Annotated in this window: 19 protein-coding genes and 2 tRNA genes; 8 read left to right on the forward strand and 13 right to left on the reverse strand. The window is 42.5% G+C overall.

Annotated features, from left to right (window positions below; translation table 11 throughout):
- Positions 1–176 precede the first annotated feature (176 nt).
- The 4 genes from Q0895_RS09500 to Q0895_RS09515 all read right to left on the reverse strand — a co-directional run bounded on the left by Q0895_RS09500 (position 177) and on the right by Q0895_RS09515 (position 6895).
- Positions 177–3146 carry a tyrosinase family protein gene (locus Q0895_RS09500; protein WP_299188189.1) on the reverse strand — a complete coding sequence of 990 codons (2970 nt, stop codon included), beginning with the start codon at positions 3144–3146 and terminating at the stop codon, positions 177–179.
- A gap of 111 nt (positions 3147–3257) precedes the next feature.
- Positions 3258–3527, reverse strand: coding sequence for a hypothetical protein (locus tag Q0895_RS09505; protein ID WP_299188192.1), 270 nt, complete (start codon positions 3525–3527; stop codon positions 3258–3260).
- A 596-nt stretch (positions 3528–4123) separates the two neighbouring features.
- Positions 4124–6415 (reverse strand): tyrosinase family protein, encoded by a 2292-nt coding sequence (locus tag Q0895_RS09510; RefSeq protein WP_299188195.1) that lies wholly within the window; start codon positions 6413–6415, stop codon positions 4124–4126.
- 108 nt (positions 6416–6523) lie between these two features.
- Complete coding sequence (locus tag Q0895_RS09515; protein WP_299188198.1) at positions 6524–6895, reverse strand: hypothetical protein; 372 nt, start codon at positions 6893–6895, stop codon at positions 6524–6526.
- A gap of 734 nt (positions 6896–7629) precedes the next feature.
- Between Q0895_RS09515 and Q0895_RS13465 the strand changes: the two genes are divergently transcribed.
- Together Q0895_RS13465 and Q0895_RS09520 are read left to right on the forward strand one after the other, a co-directional pair.
- Positions 7630–7752: a hypothetical protein gene (locus Q0895_RS13465; protein ID WP_366139939.1), complete on the forward strand. Its 123-nt coding sequence runs from the start codon at positions 7630–7632 to the stop codon at positions 7750–7752.
- Positions 7749–8399, forward strand: coding sequence for a hypothetical protein (locus Q0895_RS09520; RefSeq protein WP_299188200.1), 651 nt, complete (start codon positions 7749–7751; stop codon positions 8397–8399). The genes Q0895_RS13465 and Q0895_RS09520 overlap by 4 nt, the downstream gene beginning before the upstream one ends.
- Positions 8400–8691: 292 nt before the next feature.
- Here the strand turns inward: Q0895_RS09520 and Q0895_RS09525 are convergent.
- The 3 genes from Q0895_RS09525 to msrB form a co-directional block, all read right to left on the reverse strand.
- Positions 8692–8768 (reverse strand) — tRNA-Asp (locus tag Q0895_RS09525).
- A 38-nt stretch (positions 8769–8806) separates the two neighbouring features.
- Positions 8807–8882, reverse strand: a tRNA-Val gene (locus Q0895_RS09530).
- A 532-nt stretch (positions 8883–9414) separates the two neighbouring features.
- Entirely contained in the window at positions 9415–9840 is a 426-nt protein-coding gene (gene msrB, locus Q0895_RS09535) for a peptide-methionine (R)-S-oxide reductase MsrB (RefSeq protein WP_299188203.1), read from the reverse strand.
- A gap of 371 nt (positions 9841–10211) precedes the next feature.
- Here msrB and Q0895_RS09540 point away from each other — a divergent pair, with 371 nt between their 5' ends.
- Positions 10212–11867 carry an aminotransferase class I/II-fold pyridoxal phosphate-dependent enzyme gene (locus Q0895_RS09540; RefSeq protein ID WP_299188207.1) on the forward strand — a complete coding sequence of 552 codons (1656 nt, stop codon included), beginning with the start codon at positions 10212–10214 and terminating at the stop codon, positions 11865–11867.
- Positions 11868–11974: 107 nt separating this feature from the next.
- Here the strand turns inward: Q0895_RS09540 and Q0895_RS09545 are convergent, their stop codons facing one another.
- Both Q0895_RS09545 and Q0895_RS09550 read right to left on the reverse strand, forming a co-directional pair.
- Positions 11975–13582, reverse strand: coding sequence for an inorganic phosphate transporter (locus tag Q0895_RS09545; protein ID WP_299188210.1), 1608 nt, complete (start codon positions 13580–13582; stop codon positions 11975–11977).
- A 443-nt stretch (positions 13583–14025) separates the two neighbouring features.
- Positions 14026–15687: an ATPase gene (locus Q0895_RS09550; RefSeq protein ID WP_299188213.1), complete on the reverse strand. Its 1662-nt coding sequence runs from the start codon at positions 15685–15687 to the stop codon at positions 14026–14028.
- A 238-nt stretch (positions 15688–15925) separates the two neighbouring features.
- Here Q0895_RS09550 and Q0895_RS09555 point away from each other — a divergent pair, with 238 nt between their 5' ends.
- The 5 genes from Q0895_RS09555 (at position 15926) to Q0895_RS09575 (ending at position 21934) form a co-directional block, all read left to right on the forward strand.
- Positions 15926–16639 (forward strand): hypothetical protein, encoded by a 714-nt coding sequence (locus Q0895_RS09555; protein WP_075103611.1) that lies wholly within the window; start codon positions 15926–15928, stop codon positions 16637–16639.
- Positions 16640–17054: 415 nt separating this feature from the next.
- Positions 17055–17918 carry a bifunctional demethylmenaquinone methyltransferase/2-methoxy-6-polyprenyl-1,4-benzoquinol methylase UbiE gene (gene ubiE, locus Q0895_RS09560; protein WP_299188519.1) on the forward strand — a complete coding sequence of 288 codons (864 nt, stop codon included), beginning with the start codon at positions 17055–17057 and terminating at the stop codon, positions 17916–17918.
- 88 nt (positions 17919–18006) lie between these two features.
- On the forward strand, positions 18007–18714 hold the full coding sequence (locus Q0895_RS09565) for a hypothetical protein (RefSeq protein WP_299188217.1): 708 nt from the start codon (positions 18007–18009) through the stop codon (positions 18712–18714).
- An 86-nt stretch (positions 18715–18800) separates the two neighbouring features.
- Positions 18801–20462: an AarF/UbiB family protein gene (locus Q0895_RS09570; protein WP_299188219.1), complete on the forward strand. Its 1662-nt coding sequence runs from the start codon at positions 18801–18803 to the stop codon at positions 20460–20462.
- 29 nt (positions 20463–20491) lie between these two features.
- Positions 20492–21934 carry an FAD-linked oxidase C-terminal domain-containing protein gene (locus Q0895_RS09575; RefSeq protein WP_299188221.1) on the forward strand — a complete coding sequence of 481 codons (1443 nt, stop codon included), beginning with the start codon at positions 20492–20494 and terminating at the stop codon, positions 21932–21934.
- A 79-nt stretch (positions 21935–22013) separates the two neighbouring features.
- Here Q0895_RS09575 and ruvB read toward each other — a convergent pair whose 3' ends face one another.
- From ruvB to Q0895_RS09595, 4 genes are all read right to left on the reverse strand, one after another.
- Positions 22014–22994 carry a Holliday junction branch migration DNA helicase RuvB gene (gene ruvB, locus Q0895_RS09580; protein WP_299188522.1) on the reverse strand — a complete coding sequence of 327 codons (981 nt, stop codon included), beginning with the start codon at positions 22992–22994 and terminating at the stop codon, positions 22014–22016.
- Between the two features lie 170 nt (positions 22995–23164).
- Positions 23165–23785 (reverse strand): Holliday junction branch migration protein RuvA, encoded by a 621-nt coding sequence (ruvA, locus tag Q0895_RS09585; protein WP_299188224.1) that lies wholly within the window; start codon positions 23783–23785, stop codon positions 23165–23167.
- Positions 23786–23900: 115 nt separating this feature from the next.
- A complete protein-coding gene (fba, locus tag Q0895_RS09590; protein ID WP_299188227.1) occupies positions 23901–24938 on the reverse strand; it encodes a class II fructose-bisphosphate aldolase in 1038 nt (345 codons plus the stop codon).
- A 461-nt stretch (positions 24939–25399) separates the two neighbouring features.
- Entirely contained in the window at positions 25400–25786 is a 387-nt protein-coding gene (locus tag Q0895_RS09595; protein ID WP_299188230.1) for a hypothetical protein, read from the reverse strand.
- Positions 25787–26072 lie beyond the last annotated feature (286 nt).

Here is a 26072-nt window from a genome sequence, read left to right on the forward strand (position 1 = left end):
TAGTTGTACCAGAAAGTTGTATAAATCCAGATGCTTTCTGAATCCAAATGCCTTTTTAATTAATAAAGTGATAGAAGTTTCTGAAAGTCATTTATATGTTAAATGTAAAGCCAAAGGAACAAAGTATGCCATCCCTTTGGCTGGTTATACGTCCATATTGCTATACGTCCATAAGTCTACGGTTTATTTTTCATATTTCTAAGCCACTTTATTATCAGGTTTGGGTTCTTAGCAAATGCGACTAAGGCATCGGCCAAATCTTTGTTTTTAGTAACTTCTGACCGTGACTTTGATTGACTGCTATCTACACAAACTTGTTTGAGGCATTCGCTCACCTCTTCGGCATCAATCTTTTGTCGTTTGAAAAAGCTGCGAATACTATCTTTTTCTAGCAAACACATGAGCACATGGCAGATTTTTTGATCATATCCATCCGTGTTACTGTTTGGAAACGGCTTATCACCGCCTATCCAGACAGAAGCACTTAAGAGCTGCTCCCTGGTAAAAGGGTTATTTTGTATTGACTGTCCTTTCGCCAAAACTCGCACTTTATAAACGCCAGCTGACCCCGCATCGAATGTGACATTGAAAACGCCAGGCTCAACCTCCGATAAGGTTAGGTTGATTTTAGTGCCGTTAGGTCTTTCCAACTCAGCTTGGATGGATGCACTATTATCTAAGGGGCGTTCGTACTGAGTCAATTGAGCTGATAAAGTTATCATGCCGCCTGGCTCTCGGGTAGCCTGCTCAAGCTGCGCTCTAAGGCGTAGATCAGAACTAGAATGCACATTAAAACAATAGCGTAGCCCGTGTGTTTTAACCTCATTGAATTTTTCACGGTCGTTTTCAAGGCTGGCTAAATATTTAGCGAATACTTTTTCATTCAGATTGAGGACGACATGCCATTGACCTTCACGTTCTTCAAACCCTGCAACAGCGGTCGGCAAAGTCATGCGATAAAATTGTGCATGTTCATTTGCTGAAAACACCAACTCAACTGAAGCATTGGCAATGCTTGGGTCGATAATTTTGCCACTCGGCGTTTCAAGCGCATAGTCAAAAACTTCTGGTAGAACGTCTCCTGTCAACAAGATTGCATCCACTGTGATATCTGCTTCGTTAAGATTAAACGGAATACGTATCTCGCGGTCAGGTTGAATCCAACCCTCGGGATCCATCACTACCTCCGTATTTTTAACCTCTGACAATATTTGCAAGAAGTATTTTTGAAGCGTAAAGTAATCATTGGAGTCCAACGTGCCAGTCATTAAAACGTAACCGTCCGCACTACCAGTTAATGCTTCCAAAGCAGCAGGGCTGATCTGTTGCGCCGTTCCCAAGCCAATAGCAAAGACGCTATCATCGATGATGCCATCATCTATAAGTTGGCTAATGTAAGGCGATCGGTTTTCGCGACCATCCGTTAGCGCCACTATAGCGGTATGATTATAGCTGCTAGATGTCAAACCAGCCAACTGGCTACTGGCCAACTCGATTCCACTACCAATAGACGTCGAACCGCCAGATGCTGGTTGATCCGTGATGGCTTCATTCGCAGCTATACGCCCAGAGCCAGTCCCTACAGCGCCCGCAACCGCAATCGGAGTCCCCGGAGTCGCATCATTGTCAAAATACACCACACCAATACCGTCCTCATCGCCCAATAGATCGACGAATACAGGCGCGCTGTCTTTGAGCACATCAATACGCAACCGTCCATCGCCTGCGTCCCAAGCCATGCTACCAGATTTGTCCAACACTAGAACGACGGCGACCGTTGGTTTGGCGATAGTGTTGGCAGACAAATCAATTGACCAAGTTTGTCCTGTTTGCACACAGGTAACTTGCGCAGTTCCTGTAACTGAATCACCGACACTGGTTGCCGTGTACGAAAACCAAACCTGTGCCGTATTGGTATTATCTCTATCAACAACGACCTTGTCACCGTCAGGCGTTCCGAACCCTGTCCCTGTTGGCCCGGCCGTGATAGTAAAGATAAGCTCTCTACAAAAACTATTGTCAGGACTAGGAGAACTTATGTTAAAAGTTGCAGCCCTCACTGCTGTACTACCTACAGGTGTGGCGTTAAACACTAACGTCGTGTTAGACGGTGTCACTATAGGCGGCGTATCTGTATCATACGAGTAACCCATGGCGTGATGATCCAACGTCTCAGATACCAGCGTCTCCAAACCAAAGAGTGTGTCGCCCAAGCGGTGACCTTCGAGATGATCATTGCTTCCTGAGTCAACAGGAACATAAGGCACTGTTGAATGCAGCGCTTGCCAATCAGCCCACAGTTTATCCACAAAGCAATGATGTAGAAAGAAGACCGGATCATTGGGAGAAGTGCCTGGAAGCATAGAACCTCCTACCCATTCATGGACGAGATTATGGGTGTTGGAGAGCGGTGGAGAGTTTCCGCTTGCAAGAGCCATACGTCCTTCGTTCGCAGCGCGGTAACCTGTGCTTGATCTATCAAAAGCAGCGCTGTCATATGGCGTTATCGCTTGAATTTCATCAACATGGTCCTGAGTGGGCAAACTCGGGGCCCTAATGCTAGCGCCAAACCGCCGAACTAAATCTGCGTCAATTCGAACCTGTGGATTATTCAAATTTAGTTCTCTAAAGTCAGCGTCAACGACTACAATATCCCACATGTCTGCCCTGAACGGGCCACTTTGAACAATGTTATTTGCACCAGAGCCATTGCCGCCCATAAAATCATTGGCCCAGATAGCTGCACTCATAGGGTCCGCCGCGTCTGCTGTCCAGTCCCAATATGGCAATGTTACTCCAGATACTAACCTGTCCAAGTCCAGCTCAAACTGGCGTATATACGCACGGTGCCATGGCAAAAACGCTGGACCGCGATGTGCTCCATTTCGAATCATGAACAAGTCAGTGCTCATTGGATCTAAAGCCCAATCCCAACCCCCTGGTGTTGCCCAGTTCATGGCCATATAGTGGTCAAGTACGTATTTGTCATAGGTGTTGTTTATTAAAGGGTATAAGGCGCGTACGTGTGCTGGATCATCTTCATCGTCGACATATTCGTATAGCTCAGCCTTCATGAGTTTAATAGCATTAATGAAAGCGGCCTTTTCCTCTATCGTCAGAGAATCCACGTTTTTTCTACAAGTCATGAGTAGTAATTCCTTTATTAGATGCTTGGAATTAGATGCTTGAAATGAATGACTATGAGCAAAGGTCCAGGCATTGTGAACTTGAATAAACCGTGTATGTAAAATTGCTTGTTATCTGAAATCCGGTGTGTTATCAATCAAGTCTTGCACCAACTCAACCGGCGATGAGTAAGAAGAATACGGCAATTGGCCAGTTTCGAATAATCCATCACGAAACTCTAAGACTCTAAACGCTTTGTCATCTACTTCAACCTTTAATACCTGTAAAATCTCTTGGCTTTTATCAGAGATTGGCAGTTTAGAAAAGGTAATTTTTCGTCCTTTATACTCTATGGATTTGGGATACTTCTCGTCTGGGGTATGTTTGTTATTTTCAATCATCTTAATGTCTCCATTAGCCAGATACTTAGTACGATTGTTTGGTGTAGCCTTGCATTGCGGCAGACATCACAACTGAAAGTCAGCAGCACGAGCAGATGTAGAAATGATTACCAAACACATAGAATAAATGTACTAATGCTTGGAAATTATCCATTACATCAATGATTTATCACTTTTACCTATACACAGTCTAATTCAAGTTGTCAAACCCATGAGATTCTATCTACAGAGATTTTGATTAGCATTCTGACGATAAAATCCATTCCTATTTGATTTGATTTTTTAAAATTTGCAGCAGAAAAAGAGGGTCAAACACTTAATTCCCAGCCTTCGGATAGTTATAAGGTTGCATTAATATGTTAAGAAGTATGGTTAGTTAAACTAAACCCAAATTAGTTATTATGTATATTCATAATTACAAATATACTCAATAACTAAATTTTCTTTACTATGATTTTTTATAATCCTTTTTATAGGAATCATTTAACCCTTAATATTAAGCTATAAAAGCTAAGCATTAAAAAGCCAAAGGGACGATACATATCATCCCTTTTGCTTTTTGTGTATCAATCATGACGCTATATCGACCGCTTTCACTATGGCAGACTATCCGTATCATACGAGTATCCCATAGCTTGGTGATCTAGCGTCTCAGATACTAGCGTACCTAAACCATAAAGTTCATCGCTTGGGCGGTGTCTATCGAGATCATTGCTCGCCGTATCATCGGGTGCATAAGGCACTGTTGGATGCAACGCTTGCCAATCAGCCCACAGTTTGTCGACAAAGCAGTGATGCAGAAAAAAGATTGGATCATTGGGTGATGTGCCAGGCATCATAGAGCCAGCTATCCATTCGTGTACGAGGTTATGCATATTGGAGGGCGGAGGTGTTTTGCCGTTGACAGGCAGGCGTCCTTCATTCGCACCGCGATAGCCCACACTGGCCTGATTAAAAGTCGCGCTATCATAAGTGGAGATCTGCTGAACCTCATCAATATCCGCTTGAGTAGGTAAATTGGGCGTACTACTGCCAAAATCTCGAACCAATCCGCCATCAGGTAGTCCAAAATAATTAATGATAATCCAGCTGTTATCTGGGTCTGCGGCATCATAAGCAAATGGGCCACTTTGAACGAAGTTATCTGCACCGGATCCATTGCCACCCATAAGATCATTGGCCCAAACAGGGGCATTCAGAGGATCAGCTGCATCTGATGCCCAATCCCAATACGGCAAAGTTACCCCAGGTACCAATCTGGCCAAGTCCAGCTCAAATCGGCGTAGAAAAGCACGATGCCATGGCAAGAATGATGGACCACGGTGTGCCGTGTTGCGATTCATGAAGTTGTTTCCCCAACCTCCTGGGGTTCCTGTATACATAGCGATATGGTGATCAAGTACATACTTATCATAAGTATTGGTTATATTAGGATATCTAGCGCGTACGTGTGCTGGATCGTTTGGATTGTCAACGTACACATACTCTTCGGCCTTCATGAGCTTAATCGCGTTAATAAAATCTGCCTTTTCCTCTGTCGTCAGATCATTCACGCTTTTTCTAGTGGTGTTGACAGCTATAGTATTGGCCGACAGACTAATGTGCCACGTCTGCCCGGTTTGCACACAGGTAATTTCTGCATCTCCCATCACTGGATCACTGGCACCAGTAGCTGTGTACGAAAACCAAACCTGCGCTGTATTCGTATTATCTCTATTAACGACGATCCTATCACCATTAGGGGTTCCGAACCCTGGACCTGTTGGCCCAGCTGTGATAAGAAACGTAAGATCCCTACAAAAACTATTGTCAGGGGTTGGAGTGCTGATATTAAAAGTTGCAGCCTGTACCGCAGTATCCCCTATAGGTGTGTTATTAAACACTAGTGCCGTATTAATCGGCGTCACGGTAGGCGGCGTATCGGTATCATATGAGTAGCCCATAGCATGATGATCGAGCGTCTCAGATATCAGCGTACCCAAACCAATAAGCTCATCGTTTAAGCGATGTCCTGCAAGATTACTACTTGCTGTATCATCAGGTGCATAAGGCACCGCCGGATGTAGCGCTTGCCAATCAGCCCATAGTTTGTCTACAAAACAATGATGTAAAAAGAATATTGGATCATTGGGCGATGTGCCAAGCATCATAGAGCCGGCTATCCATTCATGTACAAGAGTATGAGTATTACCAGGCGGAGGAGTTTTGCCGTTGACAGTTATGCGTCCTTCGTTCGCGCCGCGATAACCGACGCTATTCCTATCAAAATTACTGCTATCATATGTGGAGAACTGCTGGATTTCATCGATGTCCGCTTGAGTAGGCAAATCTGAAGTGTTCCGACGAGAGCCAAAATTCCGTACCAATCCACCATCAGGCAATCCAAGATAATTAATGATAACCCAGCTGTTATCTGGGTCTGCATCATCATATGCAAATGGACCACTTCGAACCACTCTACTTGCGCCAGATCCGTTGCCACCCATAAGGTCATCGGCCCAGACAGCGGCATTCAGAGGGTCTGCCGCATCTGCCGCCCAGTCCCAATATGGCAACGTCACACCAGGTACCAATCTATCCAAGTCCAGCTCAAAACGGCGTATAAACTCACGTTGCCATGGCAAAAACGCAGGACCACGGTACACTGCATTGCGTGTCAAAAACCCACTTCCCCAACCTCCCGGCACTCCCGTATACATCCCGATATGGTGATCGAGTACATACTTATCATAAGTATTAGTAATGTTAGGATATCTGTCACGTACGTGTGCTGGATCGTTTGGATCGTCGACGTATACGTATTCTTCGGCTTTCATCAATTTAATAGCGGTAATAAAAGCTGCCTTTTCCTCTGTCGTCAGAGAATTCACATTTTTTCTACAAGTCATGAGCGAAAATTCCTTTTTAACGTGCTTGGAATCAAATGCTTGGCATTAGTGACTAGAAGCAAAGGTCCATGCAGGGTGAATTTAAATAATCCGTATATTTAAGCAGCGTTATTTTCTAAACTCCGATACGTAGTCGATCACGTCTTGCGCTAGATCAACTGGTGATTCATACGAAGAATACGGCAACAAGCCTGACTCAAATAATCCTTCTTGTAGCTCTACGACTTCAAATTCCTTTTCGTCGATTTCAACTTTCAATTTTCGTAAATGCTTTTGACTTTTGTCAGAACGTTTCTCGACTTCAAGTGCTTTCTTGTCTTGTAGATCAGAGCGTTTCTCGACTTCAAAAGCCTCCTTGCCATGTAATTCAGAGTTTGGCAGCTCAGAACTTGATAAGTCAAAAAATTTAACTTTTCGCCCTTTATATTCTGTGGATTCGGGATACTTCTTGTTTGGGGTAGGTTTGTCTTTTTTAGTCATCTCAATTTCTCCATTAGCTAGATGTTTATTACAATTGTTTATTTTGATATTACAAAAGCATGGATCATTGGTTCATTGCCGAACAGACTCGACACTGAATTTAAAATTTCGACGATTATTACAAGCTCATTTGGTTAATATACTCCTATCAAAAGGACAATAAATACTGCTATTCGACAAAAATATCCTTATATGTGAATATATTTAAAAGACCGAGAACGGCATACAAACTATATATAATCGGTTTAAAATAAAAACACACTATAACTGGTATAAATTTTTTATAGTCTTTATCTGCTAACAAATAATAAGTAAGAAAATTTTTACTAGTACTGCATAAAAATCCAACGTATTTATCTGATGCAGCGTTGCTATATAACAACAGTAACGCTCTAGTAAAGACAACGCAAGCTGAATCTGTTTAAAGATTGCTACGTTATGATTAAATTAACTTATAGCGCATACTAGACTTCGATTTATACAAAATTATATCTTGTTATATAACCTGACCATCTAATTGTTTAAGGCGTCAAAGACGAGAACATAATTTTTAATAAAATATGTAACGTTAATATCTACTTACTCAATAATGAATAAACAAACATAAAAAACCCCAACTTTATCGGTGCAGACTGGCTTGTTAAGAATCAACAAGCCATTTACGTAGCACCAAAGATTAATAAGGCAAAGTCTTAATTGCTCAGAATATCAAAAAGAATGTAGTTCGAAATAAAATTACGAACACGTGTTGTAGTTACGAAGAGTTTGGCTTTGATAGCATTGAAAATAGAGTTTTAAAGCATACGCTAAGCTTTGTTAGACGTTATTTAAATACCCAGAATATCTTGGATCAATGAAGTGGTTAATCGATTATTGCACACCTACTTTTGAAAGTGTCAGTGATGAAATCAATGTACATAAGTTTAAAGCAGTCAAGCGTAACTCCTTTTATAAAGAGTATCAGGAAGCCTTAAAACTCTCTAAGATCATTCTTAAGCGCTTTGGTTATCATATCAGTGAAATCGATCATAGTACCGTTGAAAAGATATTAGTACCGCCGTTCTGGATTGATATGTCAAAGCTCTTTGAGCTATATGTGTTGGGAATTTTTAAAGACAAATATGGTAATAAAATATTATACCAAGCGGAAGGAACTTACGGAGAGCCAGACTACCTATTAGTTGACAACATAGAGCCGATTATTATCGATGCAAAGTATCGACCTATATATCAAGAAGATAAAAACGTTAATACTTTTATTATTAAGGATATTAGACAGATAAGTGGTTATGCAAGAGACGTAGGTATATTAGATAGGCTAGGCTACCATACGGTTGAGGAGCAATCTTTAAGTGTTGTCAGCTGTGTCGTTATTTACACTAATCAGGATAAGGGCGATAAGCTACCTGATAGTTTAACCGATGGCACATCGATTACAGGCTTTACTAAATTCTATAAGGTGCCAATCTCTGTTCCTGTTCTTAAAAATCAAACAACTGAATAAACTATGTCAAACGAGATCGTTTACCACAACCAACTTTTAACAATCTTGGTCACAAAATGGTCACCGTTTGGTCACTGAGCAGTTGGTCACCGATTTTCAAAAGATAGAGCTTATGCGCAAAAACTTATCATTAATGCATTGTTAAAGAGTAGAGCATTTCGTAAAAGTCAACATAGGGAAAACATCCAACCCTTATAAACACAGGCTTTTAAAATAACTGCAGACACAAAAAAACCCCAAGTAAACTAATACTTGAGGTTGAAACTTTTGTATTAAAACTAAGTTTTAAATATGGCGCAGCGGACGGGACTCGAACCCGCGACCCCCGGCGTGACAGGCCGGTATTCTAACCAACTGAACTACCGCTGCTTAGGTCGTTTTAGTCTATTTAGCCACTGACTAATAAGTGGTGGGTGATGACGGATTCGAACCGCCGACATTCTGCGTGTAAGGCAGACGCTCTACCAACTGAGCTAATCACCCTGAGCAGCGTATAAAAAAGCACTGCTTTTTTAGCTTCGTAAGAGGGTTTTCCTTAAAAGGAAAATTCTAACAATTCTGTAAGAAAATAACTCATTGATCTTAATGCAAGAGAAATTCTCTAAATAGAATTTTTCAAAGTCTTAACACTCAAAGCTGTCACCCTTTGAATAACTTCTAACAGAAGATAACTAACTAAAGCCTCGCTCTGTGGGTGTGTATTATATAGATTTACATCTGCCTGTCAAATAGTATTTCGCCTTTTTTTAGCTATTTTTTCTAATTTTCAGTAAATATATGACAAGCAATTGTTTTTATTACTTTTATATTTTTAAAAAATGATGATATTTTTTTAGATCAACGTGATTTAGTTGCTTTGTTTCATAGAAAAGCGAGACAACCTTACACATAGTCATAAATACGACCTCTCAAAATTACTTTTGAGAGGCCTTTATCTAAAAAGGATGTGCTATACGCCTCCCTTTTATCAAACTTACCATAATGCTTGGATAAGCCAAGCAGCTTATTCTCTAGACTACTTCTCAGATTTATCCAAATCAATAGAGACAGAGTTGATGCAGTAGCGCATACCAGTGGTCTCACGTGGCCCATCAGGGAAAACATGACCCAAGTGGGCACCGCAGTTACTACAGGTAACTTCTGTTCGAGTCATCCCTAGCGAATTATCAACATGCTCATCGATAGCGCTGTTGTCGATACTTTGATCAAAGCTTGGCCAGCCGCAGCCAGCATCAAACTTACTATCTGAATCAAATAAGTTAGCACCGCAACCTTTACAGCGATAGACACCTTTATCTTCAGTATCATTGTAGATGCCCGTAAATGGGCGTTCTGTGCCCTTCTCACGCATCACATGATACTCATCAGCACTGAGACGCCCTTTCCAGTCTGCTTCTGTTAATTGTGCAATCTCTTCTTTGCTAAGTTGATTGTCTTGCATGATTTATCCTTATTAGAGTGTTTATTATCTAGTCTGCCTATAGCGTTTTATTGCAAATACCGCTTTATTAAACATACATTAGCAGACTAAGCCAACGTTCTTTATCTGCTGGTTATAGAACGATTATTCAAGGTAAGTAGACAAAGTCCGTTACATATATTTATCGTCTACGACATCTAATATTCATTATAAATAATGCAACAGATATAACCAATGCGACATAAGCATTAGTAAGATTCAAGACCTTCTTAGCTTATGCAAGAATAACTTGCATTAATAATAACTAAAAAACTTGCATCTACGTAGTTAATGCAATAATATCTTGCAATATGCAATGATAAAACTCACTAAAATAGCGGATTAAAATAACTATGAGCGACAATAAAGACAAAATGTCACAAGCTGAACGCCTAGTAAAGCTACGCCGTGACAAAGGTTTCACTGCTGAGCAATTGGCACAAGCGATGACTGCGGCTGGTGCGAAAGTCAGTCGCGGCGCTATCTCTAATTGGGAGCGTGGCACTAACGGCATTGTGTCATCTAAATTGCCGACCCTTGCACGTATTTTAGGATGCAGTGAAGGCTACTTACTCCGTGGTGATATACAAACAAACGAAAAGACGCCCGACGCAACCAGTAGCGATACAAGAGCAACCCTATCGGATAATCAAGCCCCTCATCAACCGCTTTCTTATTCACAAGAAAAAGCTGTCAGTAAGGAAACCAACAGCACCGTTCAATCGCCAGACCGGCAAATAAACGCCAAAAATAAAATAACTACAGGTAGTAATACTATGACATCACTAAAAAAATCTACTAAATTACAAAATGTTTGTTATGACATCCGTGGACCGCTGCTACAAACAGCGACTAAAATGGAAGCCGAAGGCCAGCATATCTTAAAACTAAATATCGGCAACCCTGCTCCTTTTGGTCTTAGTGCACCGCACGAAATCTTGCGTGATGTAGCAATGAACCTGCCTGAAGCCACTGGATATTCAGACTCGCAAGGTATTTTTTCGGCGCGTAAAGCCGTCTTGCAATACTATCAATCAAAAGGACTGCTATCTGCCGTAGACGTGCGTGATGTTTATTTAGGCAATGGGGTCTCTGAGCTGATCGTTATGACTATGCAGGCACTAATGAATGATGGTGATGAAGTTTTGATTCCAATGCCGGATTATCCACTGTGGACTGCAGCGACCAATCTTGCTGGTGGTACTGCCGTGCATTATCGCTGTAATGAAGAAGACAATTGGCATCCTGATATTGAAGACATCAAATCAAAAATTACTAGCAAGACTAAAGGCATTGTCGTTATCAATCCTAATAACCCGACAGGTGCGCTATATTCAGATGAAGTTCTCGAACAGATCATCGAAGTTGCCATTGAGCATGATTTGGTTATCATGGCAGATGAGATTTATGATCGCGTCCTCTATGATGGTATGTCACATACGCCCATGAGTACCTTAACTGATGAGGTGCTTATCTTGTCATACAATGGGCTCTCCAAGTCGCATCGCGTCGCAGGTTTTCGTGCAGGCTGGTTAATGGTCTCAGGCAAAAAACAGAATGCCAGCGACTTTATTGAAGGTTTAGACATGCTGGCCTCCATGCGCCTATGCTCAAACGTACCAGGACAATATGCTATTCAGACTGCGATGGGGGGTCATCAGAGTATGAAAGAGTTGACCTCAGAAAAAGGACGTCTATATAAGCAACGTGAAATGGCCGTCTCTCGTCTGAACGCTATTAAAGGCATCTCGTGTACCATGCCTCAAGGCGCATTTTATTGCTTCCCGAAGATGGATCCTGCCGTTTATCCTATCGAGGATGACATGCAGTTTATGATGGAGCTATTACTCGAAGAAAAGGTACTAATGGTCCAAGGCAGTGGCTTTAACTGGGATGCACCTGATCACTTTCGCGTGGTATTCTTACCCAATCTTCATGATTTAGAAGATGCTATGGATCGACTCGATCGCTTCTTTGCCAAAAAACGCCAACAATTTGGTACTGCTTAGTTTTTTAATACTATTTAATTAATATTACATCTTAAACTAGATATAAAAAAAACGCTTATCAATCTCATGTTGATAAGCGTTTTTTGTGGTTTTGATGATAACTACAATTAAAATATTTGCTTGAGAATCAAATAACTGATGGCTGATAATGCTGCAGCCACTGGTAAAGTAATTACCCAAGCCAAACCAATAGGCTTCATAAGCGACCAGTTAGTGTCTCTATTGACAATACCGATACCTAATACAGCGCCAACCAACGTATGCGTACTTGATACAGGTAATCCCATAGTAGATGCGCCCATAACGACGGCTGCAGCGGCAAGCTCAGCAGAGAACCCTGATGCTGGGTGCATTTTTGCCAAATTTGTACCGACTGTCTGAATCACCTCTTTACCAATGAACCAAAGACCGACGATAAGTGCCACACCAAAGGTCAACATAACCGCTGGAGGAACAGCCGCTTGTGAGGCAATCTCATTGGTACGAATAACATCCATAATCGCGGCAAAAGGACCAACAGCGTTGGCAATGTCATTTGAGCCATGACTAAACGCAAATGCCGATGCTGTAAAGACCTGCATCCAGCTAAACATGATAAAGGTCGCTTTGGTAAGATCCTCTTTGTGCTTACCACGAATACTTTTGGTATAGATAAAGGTAGCCAGCCAAACCAGCGCTCCTATCATACCCATGATTAAAAAACCCTGCAGGGTAGTCATATTGCTATTGACGTTTTTGAGGCCTTTAAAGACCACAAGAGAGGTCATAACCGTACCACCCATGGCAGCAATAATAGGTACCCACTGCTTAATGGCTTTTAGCGTATCAAGATTACTGCGTTCATGTTCAATCTTATAAAGCTCTTTATAATAATCTGTTTCTAAGTCTCCAACCACGCAGTCATCATCTTTATAAATCTCTTGATCGCGTAGCATCGCTGAAGTATAAGCCAGTTGTTCTGACTCTGATAGACTGTCCAAAAACTCTTTGTGGTTTTGTTTTAAGACTTTTTTACTGGCTTTTAGCTTACCGATATGAGCTTCAGCTTTATCATTATAATCAATAATGTTTTTCTTAATCTGCCCATACAACAGGTAAGCCAATATACCGCCTAACAATGGCGAGAGTACCCAAGAGATAGCAATCGTCCCTATCGTACCCCAGTCAACAGTAGAAAATGCACTTGCACTGCCGCCCAAATCAAAACCTAACACAATAGAGCCACCAACCACACCGCCAATAATGGAGTGAGTGGTTGAGACAGGCAAGCCTTTACGCGTGGCAAACAATAACCAAAACGCGGCAGCAATTAGTGCAGATAACATGACATAAATGAACTGGTTGGGGCTAACGGCCAAGCCATCCATATCGACGATGCCTTTACGGATAGTATCAGTAACCTCTCCGCCTGCCAGCACCGCTCCTGACACTTCAAATATCGCGGCCACCCCCAATGCTTGAGGAATGGTTAATGTACCAGCACCAACTGAGGTGCCAAACGAGTTGGCGACATCATTACCACCAATATTGAATGCCATAAAGACACCAAAAGCGGTCGCCACAATAAATAGCGTCGTTTGTTGACGCATCGTATAATCGAGTCCCCACCATAAAAAATAGCCGGTCATCGCAATCAGTAAAATAGCAAAAAATAGATTGATTCTCATAGAGCCAACTTGTTTGGTCGACCCTGTAGAACTGCTGCTAATACCCATAAATTAATGCGCCTTGCGTAAGCTTATTGAAAATATTTGCGATGTGGATGTATGATATAAAGTAGCGCGTTTATCATACCATTAAGCCGCAAATATAACGCCAAATCGTTCGATTAAAGCATCTTGCGGCTTAAGAGTTCGTTTATGATAATTATAATTGAGATAATGCTATTTGGTCATTTCCATCATGCGCCTATTATATTAAATAATCAGGCGTATTGTATAATGATACTACAAGATTTGTAACTGAAACCTCAAAACTTATATTTTCGGCAGTATATTACTTAGACTAAATACAGAAGATATAAAGCCTATAATTTTCGTTTGTCCTATTATCGATATTCACAATGAATTGTCAAAGAAAACATCGAATTATTCTCGTCAAAACATTCTATGGCTATTTTTTGAGCGCTTTACAATAGTGTATCTACAGTGTTTCATATCTATAAGTGCAACTTTAACTGCGCAATAGCATGGTCTAGTACCCGTAAGCGCGCACAGCGCTTTTCATTGGTCGCGATGATACACCATGGCGCATCAGAAGTATTGGTACGCGCCAACATGTCTGCTGCCGCTTGTACATAGTCTGACCATTTATCACGATTACGCCAGTCATCATCGGTGAGCTTGTATTGCTTATGCGGCGTCTCACGGCGAGCTTCAAAGCGCTGTAACTGCTCTTTTTTATCGATAGCAAGCCAGTATTTTATGACAATCGTTCCTGCTGCCATAAGCTCTGCCTCAAAACGATTGATTTCATCATAAGCGCGTTGCCACTCTGACTCATCTATTAAGGCCTCGACGCGTTCAACCAACACCCGTCCGTACCAAGTACGATCAAAAATAGCGATACGACTCATACGGTCTGTTTGCTCATTTGGCAAACGTGTCCAAAACCGCCATAAATAGGGATGCTGCAACTCATATAACATCGGTGCGCCGATGTTATAAATTTGATATTCACGTGGGTCGAGTGGCGCAACCAGCCTCTTAATAGCGCCACCCTTGCCTGCTGCGTCCATTCCCTCAAAGGCAAATACCACATGGCGACCTTTGCGCGCGCGCAGTAACTCTGCAAGCTTGGTCTGCTTGTTTGCAAGTTGTTTATGGTAGTCGGACTTATCGATATCAGGATTTTTAATATCCATTAATTGCTCGGGTATATCTACAGATACAAAGTCTGGCTGACTGTCATCGTCACTTATATTGGTGTCTCTTCTAGTACTGTCAGAGATCGTACTGGCAATGTCACTAGTTCTTTTAAGATCAGCAGATACAGGTAAGCTGACACTACTTGCTAGCGCTGTCTGCATCGCTTGTAATACCTCATGGCAAAACTCAGTCGCTGCTTGTGACTTGTCACTACCATCGATAATGACCCAGTCATCTTGCTGCCGCAAGAGTTCAGATGCCACACGGTTAAACTGCGCGACTATTGCAGTATCGCTCCAATCAATTTGATATAAAAACTGTGGATCAGCTTCCTTATCTTTTAGACGTGCTTGTAAGGTCTCAACTTCGACATGAAACCAACACTTGAGTAGTTTGGTGTGGTTCGCAGCCAGATCTCGCTCAAATACTTGCAACTGAATCAGTGCTTGCTGCAAGTAATCTTGCCATTTGGCGACCAGAAGTTCCTGATCTTCATCGTCTTGCGTAGCGTTGGTTGCCAGATGCATTACATGATATAAAAGATCAGCATACCAGTTACCAAAGTAGACCATGACATCACCATGTCGCGGCAGGGCTTTGGTATGAGCTTGCCAGATAGGCTGGTATGCAAGCGGAGGATAACCAATCGTTGCTTCAACTTTTAATAATCTTGGATCAACCCACTGACGTAGCTGTTTGACTGCTGTGCCCTTGCCTGCTTGCTCCATACCATTGACGAGCACCAATAATCCGGTTGGCTTATTAGTAGAAGACGGCGTTTGTTGCCGCGTCTCTCGCAGTGCATACTGCGCTGTCACTAAGGCCAATCTTAGTGCATCCTTGTCCAATGAAAACTGACTCAAAGGATTGGGGGTCAAGCGCTGATCTATTAACTGTTTGACCATTTGGTTTTCTGTGGTTTTTTGTTCCCCATCTGATTTATTATGAGACATATGTCAGTTCCATTTTATTTTTATGTGAGCGGCTATTGGTTATCGTCCTTTCATAATAATAACATTCGTTTGCGTAGAAAATTACAGTGCTGTGTAACAGTTTGACATTTGTATTCTAACTTAAATTCTTTTAAGGTAATATATTACGCTAGCGATGCTATTTACCGACATTTATAACTTTTAAATAAAAGTCATTTCCATTTAAAAATACATACCTAACCATACAGGACAAACTTCTATGTCTGCTTTATCTGATTTACAAAAGCATTTAACGCGCTATTGGGCACTACCTTATCATGAGGATGAGGCATTAGATTCTAAGCTCAAAGACGTACAAGCATGGCAACGGGCACGTATTCAGCGTACTCATTCAGAGCTATTTGAGCAGCCAAAGAACAAGCCTATGGCGAATTATTTTCTCACACAACTATATGGCGGTGATGAATTCAAGCTATTGGCCAAGCAATTAGAACGCATCCTGCCAAAAGCAAAAAAACTTGAGAAACTTGCCAAAGAGTCCGTATTGCAGACTGGCACTATGGCTGTTCAGGCCGCTATCTTGGCCATTGAGCTAGATATGCATCTGGCGCAGTGGTTAATAGAGCAAGACCTAGCAGTCAATGAAGAAAACATGCTTAAAGCTTATCGCGCGGTCGATGAAGCAGATGAACGTCGTTTACAGATCAATAATCTAAAAGACGTCTGTTACCGTACTGATAAATATCTCAACTCATTTATGCTGCGTAAGGCTTTTTCTTTTGCTAAAAGTACGGCATATAGCCGTGGCTATCAGCCTTTATACGATTTTATCGATGCAGGTTTTACCGCGATGAAGCCTCTTAAAAGTGTCAGTGGTTTTATTGAACCATTTTGCAAGCGTGAGCTGCAGATCATCGATCAAGTTCATAACGCTGATAGTAACGACAATGTAGAAGTATTTGCTGTATCATAGACCAAAACAGTCGCTAAGTTGAGCATTTTGCGTGCATCATATTGATCAATCACTGTTGGTCGTATAATGCTAGCAAAATGCTTTTACATTTGGATGAAGAGTAATTATGATTGAATAATTATAAAAGCCAAGTAGACACAACAGTAGGCCACAGGAATACTCTATGACCAATGACTTAAAAAACACCAATCACAAGTTCACTAAAAACAGCCATATCCAAGATAAATTAGTCAAAGATAGTATTGTACATAGTGAAAACATCAGTGCAAAGGCCCAAGCTCGCAAAGACCCTACTACTAATACGTCAAGTCATCGCTCAACGGCAAACAGTGCGGGTATTATAAATACCAATAATAGTGACTTTACTCAACTACAAGACTTACCAACAGGAACACCGCAAGGTCAGCAATCCACTATGCCATATAATGATAATAAAGTAAGTGACAACTCAGCTCCGTCCGCGAACAATCAAAAACCGCGAGTTGCCTTTAACCAACGTGATGACATCAATAACCCGCATACGCTGGATACGGATGGATCAGAAGAGACTCATTTTGGCTACAAGACTGTCAATAAAGCTGAGAAGCAAGCGCGCGTAGCCGATGTGTTTACCTCAGTTGCCAAAAAATACGATATCATGAATGATCTAATGTCTTTTGGTATTCATCGTCTTTGGAAGCGCTTTGCTATCAGTCTATCTGGTGTGCGTGCAGGTCAGCACGTGTTAGATATCGCAGGTGGTACGGGTGATTTGGCCAAAGTGTTTAGCCGTGAAGTAGGTCGTCATGGTCACGTTGTCTTATCAGATATTAATGCAGCAATGCTAGAAGTTGGCCGTGAGCGTTTGATTAACGCTGGCTGTAATAACGTTGACTTTGTCCTTGCCAATGCCGAGACCCTCGCTCCTTTCGAGGATGAAAGTTTTGACTTATTAACAATTAGCTTTGGTCTGCGCAATGTCACTGATAAAGACGCAGCTCTACGTTCAATGTACCGCGTATTAAAGCCAGGCGGTCGTTTATTAATCTTAGAGTTCTCAAAGCCTATTTTTGAGCCACTATCTAAAGCCTATGACTTATACTCTTTTACTGCCTTACCGCTTATGGGCAAGCTTGTAGCAAACGATTCAGAAAGCTATCAGTACTTAGCAGAGTCGATTCGTATGCATCCTAATCAGCAAACTTTAAAGCAGATGATGGAGCAAGCAGGCTTTGAAAACTGCGATTATCATAATCTAACAGCTGGTATCGTTGCAGTTCATAGAGGCTTTAAGGCATAACGCTGATTGCTCAACAATCTCTAACACTCAAAGCAGTGTTGACAACGCTACAGCATGACCATAATTATTTTTGATATGTGAGAGTATTATGCTAACGGTATTACTTTTGGCAAGTGCCGAAAAACTCATCAATATGGCTATCGCTAGTGATGATATCACTAAAGCTGGCCTTACACCGCTTGCTGGTAAAGTACTGCGGTTAAATATGGTCATGCCTAAGATACAGGTAGATATCTTATTTAATCATGAGCATCTGCGTTTTGAGCCTATTACCGCCAATAGCGTGTTTGAGCCACGTGGGCAAAGCTTTGGCCGAGATGCTGATGAGCGCCAACAGGCAAATATCAACATGGGACGTATTGGCCATAGCCGTCCAGATTGCACTATTAATGTCGAAAACCCCGCTGAGCTATTAAACTTGATACGCGGCGCTGAAGGCAATCTACCGATTGACGGTGATTACAAAGTCTTAATGCAGCTCAAACAGCTGGTCGCTGGCTTTGATCCTGATATTGCAGGTCAGCTCGAACCTTTCATCGGTAAGCCCATGGCAAGTCAGTTGCAACTATTGATATCTCAGCTCAAAGGCAGCTTTCGCCACACGGCCAAACGTACTTTTGATGATGTGAGTGATTGGGCCAACGACGTGACAGGCAACAGCCCACCTGATCCTATCGAAAAAGCAGAAGCAGACAGTCTCAAGCAACAAATTCTTAAGCTGCGTGCGGATATCGAGCGTGAAGAGGCACGGTTGGCCGCTATCAAAGCTGAGCAAGCACGCTTAACCAATAGATAGATATAGCTTATCTTGTCTTATTCATCTTATCAGCATTCTTATCTAGACTGTTTGTTCCAAGTAACTACTTAGAGTAACTACTGCCCATGCTATTATCCCATCGCGCCCGTCTACTTGAACTTTGGCGTATTGCTGCAAGCTACCGTATTGATACTCACTTTACAGCTGAGGAGTCGCCACAGCTGCAGCCGATTTTACGTTTGATTCGGATGCACCCAGCTGCTTGGGGCAAAAAACATCAGCCAAATGCGATTAAATATGCGCTAGAAGATATGGGTACGCTGTTTTTAAAGCTTGGTCAGCTACTCTCTACCCGTCGTGATTTAGTGCCACCTGAAATTATTGAACAACTCGTTCAGTTACAAGATAAGGTAAAACCTTTTGACCCTGATGTCGTCATCGCTCAAATTCAAGATCCAAGGTATGGTCTCGGTCAGTCTATTGAGACGCTATTTGTACGCTTTGATGTCAAACCGTTAGCCGCAGCTTCCATAGCTCAAGTACATACCGCAGCATTGAGAGACGGTCGTGAAGTCGTTGTAAAAGTCGTGCGTCCTAATATCCGCACGACTATCATTGCAGATTTTGAGCTATTACGTGAGCTTGCCAGTTGGGCATCAGCACGGATTGAAGCGGCACGTGCAATACATATTATTGATATCGTTGAGGACTATCGGCAAGTCATGCTCAATGAGCTGGATTTGACTTTAGAGGCGGATAACACTACCCAAATGCGTAACAACTTTTTGGGTTCAGCAATGATGTATGTGCCTGAAGTTTACGACGCAGCCAAAAACGTTATGGTGATGGAACGCATCCAAGGCGTACCGATCTCACAAACTCATGTGTTTGATCAGTTAGGCTATGACCGAGCAACACTCGCTGAAAAAGGGTTGACGATATTTTTTACCCAAGTCTTTCGAGATAATTTTTTTCATGCCGATATGCATCCGGGCAATGTCTTTGTAGAGACCCCACCAGTCAAAACATTGGGACACGATGTCCAAGCAGTCGATCTTGGTCATGAACCGCGTTATATTGGTCTTGATTGCGCTATTATGGGCACTTTATCAAAAGACGATCAATTGATTGTAGCGCGTATGCTATTGGCCGTCATGAATAACAACTTTACCGCTATGGTCGATATCGTCAGCCGTGCTGGCTGGATTCCACCAAATACAGACAAGCATGCCTTGATGCGTGACATGAAGCGCACCGTCGGCCCAATGCTACAAAAGTCTATCAATGAGATTGATTTTGCTGGCGTTTTGATGCAGATTTTAGATATAGCCCGTCGCCATCATATGAGCATTCCACCGCAACTCATGCTTTTACTAAAAACTTTGGTGCATGTTGAAGGCCTTGGCCGTGACCTGTATCCAGATTTGGATATTTGGTCATTGGCCAAGCCGATCTTAAGTAGCTGGGTTAAAGAGCAGCTCGACCCAATGCGTAACTTCCAACAGATACGCGCGCAGCTACCAGAGATTTTATTGTCCAGTACTGATATTCCAAAACTACTAGATCAAGGTCTACAAAGCCTGGCTTCACAAGGGTCGCGTCAAGACAGTCAGTTGCGTGAGATTCAGCAAATACGTGCCGACATGCTCAATGACCGACGCCGTGACTGGTTAGCATTAGCAGGATTTGGCCTATTTATCGCCATTGCTACACAAGTAGTCGGCTGGCTATCACCTGTGTTTTACATTTTAGCGATGTTAGCAGTTGTTTGGCGTATCTTAGCTTAAAGCTACCGCTTCACTGACAAGGATAAGTTATGATCAGCTCTCAAGTTAATACCACACCTACTAAACCGGACTATAGTGCCGCTATTAGTGAGCTACAAGCTCAGTTTGGCGAGCAGCTCAGTGTCAATCCGACGGTCCGTGAACAACATGGCCATACAATGACGTGGCTTGCCAACCAGCCACCAGATGCCGTGCTGACAGCGCAAGATAAGCATGACGTTGCTAAAGCGGTCGCGATTTGCAACCAACATAAAATGCCAGTGATTGCCTTTGGTATTGGCTCATCGCTTGAGGGTCAGCTAAACGCCCCTTATGGCGGGCTCTCAATCGATATGCATGCGCTAGATGCTATCTTGCAAGTCAATAACGAAGATTTAACAGTGACTGTACAGCCTGGCGTCACACGTGAACAGCTGAATCATTATTTACGTGATACAGGTTTATTTTTTCCGATAGACCCAGGTGCCAATGCCAGCATTGGCGGTATGGTTGCAACCCGCGCTTCAGGTACTAATGCAGTACGCTATGGCACGATGAAAGATGTGGTGCTAGCGCTTGAAGTTGTGACAGCGAATGGAGAGATCGTTCGAACTGGTACGCGTGCTAAAAAAACGGCCGCAGGTTATGACTTAACACGCCTAATGATAGGCTCTGAAGGTACGCTTGGTATCGTCACTGAAATCACGCTCAAACTGTTTGGACTTAGTGAGTGTATCGGTAGTGGGCTTTGTCATTTTCCAACGATTGAAGATGCCTGTCAGGCCGTGATGCTTACCATTCAAATGTGCTTACCTATCGCTCGAATCGAATTGCTTGATGCTTTGCAGGTAAAAGCCTGCAACCAATACGCAAACCTTGACCTGCTTGAGACCCCTACATTATTTGTAGAGTTTCATGGTACTGAAGCAGGCGTACGCGAACAAGCACAAACTTTTAACGATATTATCGAAGAGTTCGGTGGTACTGACTTTGTTTGGGACACCAATGAAGCTGAACGCAAACGCCTATGGCAAGCGCGTCACAATGCTTATCACGCCAGCTCAGCCCTGCGGCCAGAAGCAAAAGCGTTATCGACTGATGCCTGTGTGCCTATTTCACGCTTAGCTGAATGTGTCAGCGCCACTGCAAAAGACATTGCAGACGCTGGAATGATAGGCCCTATGGTCGGTCATGTTGGCGATGGTAATTTTCATGTTTTATTGTTGATTGATACCGATGATCCAGTAGAGACTGCCAAAGCTGAAGAAATCATCGGACGTTTGGCTATACGTGCTATCGAAATGGATGGCACTTGTACAGGTGAACACGGTATCGGTCAAGGTAAGCAAAAATATATGGATCAAGAACATGGCAACGCCATACCGCTTATGCAAGCCATTAAGTCCGCTCTTGATCCAAACAATATCCTAAACCCTGGTAAGATTTGGCCTCAGCCTTTAGTAGTAGAACCACCTCAAGCAGTAGAAGTATAAAATAAGCCTGCACAAAAAAATGCGCCTACTTTACATCTATAAAGTAGGCGCATTTTTCATTCAAGCGGTCAAATCATCTTTATTGTATCTGATCAATTGCCACTTGAGTTAATATCCGGCCACGAGCGGTACGCAATACATAACCTTGCTGAATCAAATAGGGTTCAATTACATCTTCAAGTGTGCCACGATCTTCTGCCATGGCAGCTGCCACTGCTTCCACGCCAGCTGGACCACCATCAAAACGTTCATGTAAGATTTCAATATAACGCCTATCAAGATGATCTAGACCACGCCGATCGACTGCTAGCATATCTAGCGCGCTAGCAGCAATAACACCGTTGATACTACCATCCCCTCTTACTTCAGCATAATCACGTACTCGTCGTAACAGGCGATTAGCAATCCTTGGCGTACCCCGGGCACGGCGTGCAATCTCAATAGCACCGTCTTCACTCATTGACACACGCATTAAGCGCGCCGCGCGGCTCACAATAGTCGTCAAATCAGCAATATTATAAAACTCGAGGCGCTGGACGATACCGAAGCGATCACGCAATGGTGAGGTCAAAAGCCCTGCTCGCGTCGTCGCTGCGACCAAAGTAAAGGGCGGCAAATCAAGCTTGATAGAGCGCGCTGCAGGGCCCTCGCCAATCATAATATCAAGCTGAAAGTCTTCCATTGCTGGATATAATATTTCTTCAATGACTGAGCTTAAACGGTGAATTTCATCGATAAATAGTACATCACCAGCCTCTAAGTTGGTTAGCATAGCGGCCAAATCACCTGGACGCTCAAGCACAGGTCCTGATGTCGAGCGCAGATTACCACCCATTTCACGAGCAATAATATTAGCAAGCGTCGTCTTACCCAGACCAGGCGGACCAAAAATTAGAGTATGATCCAGTGCCTCATCACGACCTCGTGCGGCGCCAATAAAGACTTCCATCTGTTCACGCACGACTGGCTGACCGATATATTCAGACAGAAGCGAAGGGCGAATGTTGCTATCAGGAGCATCATCTCCCCCTTCTAGCGGATTAATTAAGCGGTCTTGCATCATAGGTTCTATCATTATATTAAGAAGATAAACAATGTAAAGGTAACAAACAGCATAACTAAACCTAGCGAATAAGTCATGTAAAACGTTTTAAAGTACGTATTAAAACGAAAATAAGCGACAATTAGTGTCGCTTATCTATAGGTAGCTGTATATCTAGGATGAGCAGTCTAAAAGCCAGATAACTTCTGCAAGGTAGCTTTTAACAAGCTTTGCGTATCAGCAAAGACATCACCGTTACTTTTGGCAGCCTTAATCGCCTGCTGAGCTTCTTTTTCTTTATAACCCAAGCTAATCAGTGCGCCTTCCACCTCAGCGATGATGCTTCCTTCATGCGTTACCGTCACAGGCTGAATGTCAGACTCTAAATGACTATCATCGACTTCGATGTTTTTGAGCTTATCTTTAAGCTCAATTAATAAGCGCTGTGCTGTTTTTTTGCCGATACCTGGTATACGAGTAAGCGCAGTTTCTGAATCCTGCGCAACATGCATCTTTAGCTCAGCTGCTGACATAGCAGACAGCATTGCGAGTGCCATTTTGGCCCCAACCCCATTAATCTTGATAAGCTGACGAAAGACATCACGCTCTTTTCGGTCTATAAAGCCATATAACAGCTGTGCATCCTCTCGTACATGAAAGTGCGTCCAAATGCTCGCTTGCTGCTCCAATTGTAACTGACAAAATGAGGGTAATGGCAGCTCGATATCATAGCCCACACCAGACGATGTCATAATACAAGCTGTTGGCGCCATTAAATATCGTACTTGTCCAGTAATCAGTCCAATCATAGTAGCTCACCTGTCATAAACACTTGTATAAGAAATTTTTTTATAAGGAGCATTAGTATACATACAACTACTGCCCCTTAAGCAAGCCCTAAACCAAACTTTTTAATAAGTTGGCTTATTGGTAAAAATCAACCATACCTTCAAGGCTAATCGGACGGATTTTATGCGCTTGACCAGCAGAACCAAAGGCTTCAAAGCGGTTGCTGCAGATATCTGACATTGCAACCATAGAAGCTTTAAAATATTTACGTGGATCAAACTCACTTGGGTTTTCTACCAGAAACTGACGGATAGCACCTGTCGACGCTAGACGTAAGTCAGTATCGATATTTACCTTACGCACACCATGCTTAATGGCTTCTACAATCTGCTCAACTGGCACGCCATAAGTTTCACCGATATCACCACCGTTTTCGTTGATGACTTTTAACCATTCTTGCGGTACTGATGAAGAGCCATGCATGACAAGGTGAGTATTGGGTATACGTGCATGAATCTCTTTCACGCGCTCAATAGATAAAATATCGCCTGTGGGTGGACGCGTAAATTTATAAGCACCATGACTGGTACCAATTGCAATCGCTAGTGCATCAACATTGGTATCTTTGACAAACTGTTCAGCTTCGTCCGCACTGGTCAACAGCTGCTCATGATCAAGAACGCCTTCTGCACCTGAGCCGTCTTCTTCGCCTGCCATACCAGTCTCAAGACTGCCTAGGCAACCAATCTCACCTTCTACAGAGACACCGCAAGCATGAGCAAGCTTGACGACTTCACGCGTCACGCTCGCATTGTAGTCATAATCCATCGGTGTTTTACCATCTTCACCCAACGATCCATCCATCATCACTGAAGAAAACCCAAGCTGAATTGAGCGTTGGCAGATGGCTGGTGACATACCATGGTCTTGATGCATAACGACTGGGATATGAGGCCATTCTTCGATAGCAGCGATAATCAGATGACGCAAAAACGCCGAGCCTGCATATTTACGAGCGCCCGCACTGGCTTGTACGATGACAGGCGAGTCACAAGCATCGGCAGCCATCATAATCGCTCGCATCTGCTCCAAATTATTTACGTTAAATGCAGGCACACCGTAGTTATGCTCAGCGGCATGATCTAAAAGTTGACGTAAGGAGATTAAGGCCATAAAACGCTCTCTGATTGATTTTGAAATAATAACGTTGTTAAAAACGTAGAAACATCATGCACTTAGCATAAGGGTATACTACAAAATAGAGTAAGTCTAAAAAAGTTGGTTCAACCTAATGGTTACTCAGCGTTAAACGCAGACTGTAACCATAAACAATAATCACGTTGTTTACTTACCCAAATTATAGCGGGGTGATTATAGCAAAAATTCCCTCTGCCTCGTAGCAGTTGCATCAGTATTTATTTATCTAGCCAGTTTTCCAAGTAACAATCATCAAGTTACTGGCATCTACGCCAATCTAGCTTTCATCATTCATGTCAAATAGCAGACACAAAAAAAGCCCTGATTACTATCAAGGCTTATTTAAATTTTTTAGGGCTTATAGAGTAAGTATCCGTCTATTAATTATAACTTAGTAATACATCTCTTATTAATCAATAAACTGACTATTTACCTGCTTAGTATTGTTGCTCAGCTTCAACTTCAACTTCGTTTGCACCCTCAGCAACAGCGTCAGCACCTTCAGACACCGCTACAGCAGTACCTTCAACGACTTCGTTTGTGCCTTCAGCAATAGCATCACCAGTGTTTTCTAGTGCATTGGTAGCAGCGGCACCAGCTGTTTCAGCACCCTCAGCGACTTCCGTACCAGCTTCTTGCGCAGCTACTTCAGCTTCTTGGGCAGCAGCTTCAGTTTCATTAGCAGCTTCTTCTGCATTGACAGCGATGTCATCACCAGCAGATTCAACCGCCGCTTCTGTTTGCTCTTCAGTTTGTTGGCTACACGCAGTGACTGCAAACGTACCAGCAAGAACACTAGCAAGTAACAAATGACGTTTTAACATAATAAACCCCTCATAAATAATGCATGTCAAAATACATGGTGGCGCTATTTTATAGGTAGCAAATAACACATGCAATAATAATTTTCAGTATATTAACAAATAATAACTGCTTAATAATAATCCTCAATTATCAACTTTATATACTTATTATTGTCGTCAAAGCATGATCGCAGTTGATAATATCCATATAGACTACCTTAAATGTTAAATCCTATTTGTACGTGTAGTGTTACTACTAGCGTGACTTATAGTAATATTTGGTAATTATATAGCAATAATACTGTTA

The sequence above is a fragment of the uncultured Psychrobacter sp. genome (genome assembly GCF_947495825.1).
Lineage (GTDB): Bacteria > Pseudomonadota > Gammaproteobacteria > Pseudomonadales > Moraxellaceae > Psychrobacter.